This window comes from Calidithermus terrae (assembly GCF_003574345.1).
Classification (GTDB): Bacteria; Deinococcota; Deinococci; order Deinococcales; family Thermaceae; genus Calidithermus; species Calidithermus chliarophilus.
In genome coordinates, this window is the sequence record NZ_QXDL01000248.1 from 1 (window position 1) to 5,241 (window position 5,241).

At 70.4% G+C, this 5,241-nt stretch carries 5 protein-coding genes; 4 read left to right on the forward strand and 1 reads right to left on the reverse strand.

What is annotated here, in order from left to right; translation table 11 throughout:
• The first annotated feature begins 329 nt into the window (after nucleotides 1-329).
• The 4 genes from Mterra_RS18550 to Mterra_RS18565 all read left to right on the forward strand — a co-directional run bounded on the left by Mterra_RS18550 (nucleotide 330) and on the right by Mterra_RS18565 (nucleotide 4,585).
• Nucleotides 330-1,259, forward strand: coding sequence for a DNA double-strand break repair nuclease NurA (locus Mterra_RS18550; protein ID WP_119316491.1), 930 nt, complete (start codon nucleotides 330-332; stop codon nucleotides 1,257-1,259).
• Between the two features lie 60 nt (nucleotides 1,260-1,319).
• Complete coding sequence (locus Mterra_RS18555) at nucleotides 1,320-3,086, forward strand: ATP-binding protein (RefSeq protein ID WP_119316492.1); 1,767 nt, start codon at nucleotides 1,320-1,322, stop codon at nucleotides 3,084-3,086.
• Between the two features lie 151 nt (nucleotides 3,087-3,237).
• Nucleotides 3,238-4,218 (forward strand): DUF3500 domain-containing protein, encoded by a 981-nt coding sequence (locus Mterra_RS18560; protein WP_147372940.1) that lies wholly within the window; start codon nucleotides 3,238-3,240, stop codon nucleotides 4,216-4,218.
• A 49-nt stretch (nucleotides 4,219-4,267) separates the two neighbouring features.
• Nucleotides 4,268-4,585 (forward strand): hypothetical protein, encoded by a 318-nt coding sequence (locus Mterra_RS18565; protein WP_147372941.1) that lies wholly within the window; start codon nucleotides 4,268-4,270, stop codon nucleotides 4,583-4,585.
• A gap of 14 nt (nucleotides 4,586-4,599) precedes the next feature.
• Here Mterra_RS18565 and Mterra_RS18570 read toward each other — a convergent pair whose 3' ends face one another.
• Nucleotides 4,600-5,202, reverse strand: coding sequence for a response regulator transcription factor (locus tag Mterra_RS18570; protein ID WP_119316495.1), 603 nt, complete (start codon nucleotides 5,200-5,202; stop codon nucleotides 4,600-4,602).
• Nucleotides 5,203-5,241: the final 39 nt, after the last annotated feature.

Here is a 5,241-nt window from a genome sequence, read left to right on the forward strand (position 1 = left end):
GGCCTACGGCCACCCCCTCGCGGGCATGCCGCCGGGTCAAGGTGCGGCCCGCACCCCCGCACACGCGGGCGCTGAGGCCCGGCGGCATGCCTGCGAGGGGGTGGCCGTAGGCCATACCGGCTCTGCCGGTAACCTGGAGTCCCTCGGAGGGCGAAAGGGGGAGGTGATGGGGAATCGCCTCCCCCTACGCCCTCCGACGGCGGAGCGGGGATCGCCAAACCAAAGCACCGTCAACCGCCCTCTCCTTAAGCACAGGAACGGGCGTTCCCATCACAAGCCTCGAGCCTCCAGCCCTCGACGCTTTCGCCCTTCGGCTTTAGTCTAAGGACGTGCGGCTAAGACTCGAAGCTTGGAACCCCGACTACGCGCTGCCGCAGGTGGGCCTGGACGACAGCAGCAGCGTGGACGGGGTCGTCACCGACCTCGAGCCCCCCTGGCAGCCCCTCGAGCCCCCCGCGCAGGAGTGGCCGGTGCTCTACTTCGTGGACGGGCGGCAGCGCATCGACGCGGTGGTCGCCAACGAGCACGGGCAGCGGGCACTGCTGGTCACGCTGGCCGCCGGGGCGCTGGTGCGCGACGACGCGGGCATCCGGCTGGCGGGCGAGCCCCGCGTCGAGCGGGTCCTGCTCTACCCGGACGGGCACGAGTTCGGGCCGGTCGAGATCGGGCCCTTCTACTACCGCCCGGTGGCGCTGAAGGGCATCCACGACCTGCGGATGCTGGCGGCTAAGGTCAACGAGCAGATGCGCACCCTCGAGGCCCGCCTAGCCCAGGAGCTGCAGGAAGGACTGGTGGTGCTCGACGGGCCCATCTTCGTCGCGCCCGGCCTGCTGCCCCGTCCAGGGGTGATCGGCTACGCCAAGACCATGTGGCAGCGCTACCTGCCGCCCGCCGAGGAGCGCATCCTCTCGCTGCTGGCCCCCTGCCAGCGCACGCCCGTCTTCCGCATCCCGCACAACGCCCGCCGCCCCCTCGAGCTCTTCTCCTGGTACATCCGCCTGCCCCTCAACCCCACCGCGCCCTTCCACAGCGGGGCCGCGCTGCTGCGCGTGGAGACCCCGGCGGGCGACCTCGAGCACGCCCGCGCCCTCGCCGACCTCTCGGTGGGGCTTCTGTGCGGCATGGCCTCCTCGCCCTCGCGCGACCCCCGCGCCCCGCAGAACCTCATCCCGGTGGGGGGGCTCGAGCTGTGGCTGGGTCGCCACATGGGCCAGGCCGAGGTGGTGCGCCGCCGCATCCTCCAGGGGTTGTTCTCGTAGAGCCGCTATCGGCAGCCCCGCGCTATAGGCCATGGACGCTACGCCTTATCAGGAGACCCGATGAAACCGTGTGGAATGGTGCTGGGCAGCCGGGAAGCCGGGGCCCTGGATTTCTGGGTGGCGGTCGAGGAGGGGCAGTACCTGCGCCTCGACGACCTCGTGTACGTGGAGTTTCGGCACCCCGACCCCCGGAAGGGGCAGGTGCGCTACTACGGCATGGTGGACCAGGTCCTCAAGCTCTACGAGGGCTCGCAGTTCGACACCGACGTGTTCTTGGCCAACCGCCAGCTGCTGCCCATCAGCCTGTCCTACGCCGCGCACGTCAAGGTGACGCGCCTCGACCCCGAGGAGTACCTGCCCCCCGACCCCGGCTGCCCGGTGTACGTCGCCCGCGAGCGCGACCTCGAGATGGCCCTCTACTACGACAAGATGACCAGCGAGGGCCAGAGCACGCGCCTCCCGGCGGGCATCCTCAAGAACGGGGAGGTGGCCTACCTCAACCTCGAGTTCCTCAACGGCGTCAAGGGCGGCCACGTCAACATCTCGGGCATCTCGGGCGTGGCGACCAAGACCAGCTACGCCACCTTCCTGCTCTACTCCCTCTTCGAGAGCGGGGTGATGAAGGACTCCCTCAACGCCAAGGCCCTCGTCTTCAACGTCAAGGGCGAGGACCTCTTCTTCCTCGACAAGCCCAACAAGGGCCTCAAGGCCGAGGACCGCGACAAGTACACCGCCCTGGGCCTCCCGGCCGGGCCCTTCCGCAGCGTCGCCTTCCGCGCCCCGCCCAAACCCACCCCCGGCGACATCGTCCCCGACGTCGAGAGCCGCAAAGGCGGTGTGCTGCCCTTCTACTGGGACCTGGTGCAATTCTGCAAGGGCGGCCTCTTGCCCTACCTCTTCACCGACCGCGGCTCGATGACCAACCTGGGCTTCCTCATCGACCAGGTGACCGAGCGCTTGCGCAAGCTGGCCGCCGACCAGAAGGGCCCCGCGCTCCAGGTCGAGGACTGGCAGGACGAGCAGAGCCTCGACGACGCGGGCGTGACCTTCGACAGCCTGGGCAAGATGCGCCTGAGCAGCTTCGGCCAACTGGTGCGCTACGTCGAGTTCAAGCTGCTGGGGCCCGAGGGCGGCGAGGAGGACGAGAAGCGGCCCAAGGGCGACCCCCGCTGGACCGCGCGGCAGGCCACGGGGACCCTCGAGGCCTTCGTGCGCCGCCTGCGGGCTTCGGTGCAGAACGTGGAATTCCTCATCCGCGGCGACAAGAAGGGCAACCCCCCCGACCCCCTCGCCGCGCAGGAGCAGGTCTCGGTGGTGGGCATCAACCGGCTGTCGGCCCAGGCCCAGATGTTCGTGGTGGGCTCGATCTTGCGCGAGGTCTTCGAGAAGAAGAGCGCAGGGCGGCCCGGCGCGGTGTTCATCGTGCTGGACGAGCTCAACAAGTACGCCCCCCGCGAGGACGAGAGCCCCATCAAGGACATCCTGCTCGACATCGCCGAGCGCGGGCGCTCGCTGGGCGTCATCCTCATCGGGGCGCAGCAGACCGCGAGCGAGGTGGAGCGCCGCGTGGTGGGCAACGCCGCCATCCGGGTAGTGGGCCGCCTCGACGCCGCCGAGGCCGAACGCCCCGAGTACCGCTTCATGCCCGCCTCCTTCCGCGACCGCGCCGTGATCCTGCCCCAGGGCACCATGATCGTGCAGCAGCCCGAGCTCCCCGTGCCGCTGCCGCTCAACTTCCCCTACCCGGCCTGGGCCACCAAGGCCTCGGAGCAGAACCTCGAGGCCGAGATCAGCACCGAGGCGCTCGAGCGCGACCTGGGCCTCTGAAGGTCGCTGCCGTGTGGGGGCCCCCTGCCTTCGCCGGGCGGGCCGATTGAGCCTTAGCCTCCACGCGCCGGGCTCGAGGCCGGTTACCATTAGCCCAACCCATCCACAACCCCTGCGTCGCGAAAGTGCTTAAGGCTGCGAGGAGGTAACCGTGAACAGGTGGACCCGGCGTAGGTTTCTCGAGGCTTCAGCCGTCGGCGCAGGGGCCTTGCTGCTCGGCCGGCGGGGTTGGGCCCAGCAGGGCGGCTCACTGGCCGCGGGCATGGCCCAGGCGGCCAACCAGTTCCTCAGCGCCTTGGGCGACAAGCGCCCCCAGGCCACCTTCGCCTTCGACAGCGCCGAGCGCCTGCGCTGGCACTGGACCACCCCCCAGGGCTTCCCGCGCAACGGCGTGCCCCTGCGCGGCATGACCCCCGCCCAGCGCACCGCCGCCCTGGCCCTGCTGCGCACCGGCGTCTCGGAGGCGGGCTACAAGAAGTCGCTCGACATCATGCAGCTCCAGACCGAGCTGGGCCAGGACCCCGAGCTGTTCTTCGTCTCGGTGTTCGGGACGCCGGGGGGACGGGAGCCCTGGGGCTGGCGCTGGGAGGGGCACCACCTCTCACGCCAGTACGCCGTCTCGGGCGAACGGGTGACCATGACCCCCTTCTTCCACGGCACCTGGCCCACCCAGACCCGCTCCGGCGTGCGGGTGATGGCCCGCGAGGAGGACGCCGCCCGCGAGCTCGTGCGCTCGCTGGACGCCCGCCGCCAGGGCATCGCCGTCTTCCAGCGCGAGGCGCTGTTCCGGCACGTGACCTGGAACGAGGTTAAGGTGGGGCCGCTCGAGCCCGTCGGCCTGCCGGTGTCCGAGCTGAGCCCGGCCCAGGAGAAGCTGGTGGTCGAGCTCATCCAGAGCTACCTGGGGTCGCTGCCGGCGGCCGTGGCCGCCCCCATGTTCGAGCGCGTCATCAAGGCCGGCCTGGACAAGGTGCGCTTCGGCTGGGCGGGAAGCCTCGAGCCGCGCCGCCCCTACTACTGGCGCTTGCAGGGGCCCACCTTTTTGCTCGAGCACGACAACTCGCGCAACGGCGCCACCCACATCCACAGCGTCTGGCGCGACTACGAGGCCGACTTCGGGGCGAACCTCTAGGGAGTGGCCGATACCCCGCCGCGGATAGGCCCCGGCGCCCGTGCCCGTCATGCCGCCTGAACCCAACCGGACCGACCTGCTGCTGCGCTGGCTGCTGCGGCTGGGGCTGGCCGGCGTCTTCATCAGCAACAGCATCGGGGCGTGGTACGACACCAGCTCCTACATGGACCTCCTGCGCACGAGCTTCATGGGGCGAATCCTCGAGGACCTGCGCCCGTGGGTGGAGTTCATCAAGTACAACGACCTGATCGTGGGGCTCTTGATCCTCGCGGGGCTGTGGCCCAAGTACGTGCTGGCCTGGGCTGGCGTCTGGCTGATCGGGGTGACGGTCGTGCGGATATCGGCGACGCTTTTCCCGTGGGTTTGACGGGGCCTCGAGGGTTAAAGCCAGCCCTTCTCCCGGGCGATGCGGGCTGCTTCCACCCGGTTCTGCGCCCCCAGCTTGCTGATGGCCTCGGAGAGGTAGTTGCGCACGGTGCCTTCCGACAGCCCCAGCTCGGCGGCGATCTCGGCGCTGGTGCGGCCTTCGCCGGCCAGGCGCAGCACCTTGCGCTCGCGGTCGGTGAGGGGGTCTTCCTCGCTCCAGGCCTGTGCGGCGAGGTGGGGGTCGATGGCCCGGCCGCCCAGGTGCACCCGGCGCACGGCCTCGGCGAGTTCGGAGGAGGGCGCGTCCTTGAGGAGGTAGCCGCTGGCCCCGGCCTCGAGCGCCCGCCGCAGGTACCCGGCGCGGCCGAAGGTGGTCACGATGACGACGCGGGTCTTCAGGCCCAGCCGCCTGACCTCGGCGGCGAGCTCGAGCCCGGTCATGTGGGGCATCTCGATGTCGGTGAGCAGGACGTCGGGCTGGCGGGCTCTGACCTCCTCGAGGGCGCTCCTGCCGTCCTTGGCCTGGGCGACCACCTCGATGTCGCCCTCGAGCTCGAGCAGCGCGGCCAGGGCCCCGAGGATGAGGCCCTGGTCTTCGGCGATGACGACGCGGATCATAGGGTGTCGGGCTCGGGGTGAAGGGCGGTGGGGTGGGCC

Bases quoted from the DNA above. Each gene is read 5' to 3' on its own strand.
- Mterra_RS18555 (WP_119316492.1), top strand. From the start codon at position 1,320: ATGAAACCGTGTGGAATGGTGCTGGGCAGCCGGGAAGCCGGGGCCCTG.
- Mterra_RS18565 (WP_147372941.1), top strand. From the start codon at position 4,268: ATGCCGCCTGAACCCAACCGGACCGACCTGCTGCTGCGCTGGCTGCTG.
- Mterra_RS18570 (WP_119316495.1), bottom strand. From the start codon at position 5,202: ATGATCCGCGTCGTCATCGCCGAAGACCAGGGCCTCATCCTCGGGGCC.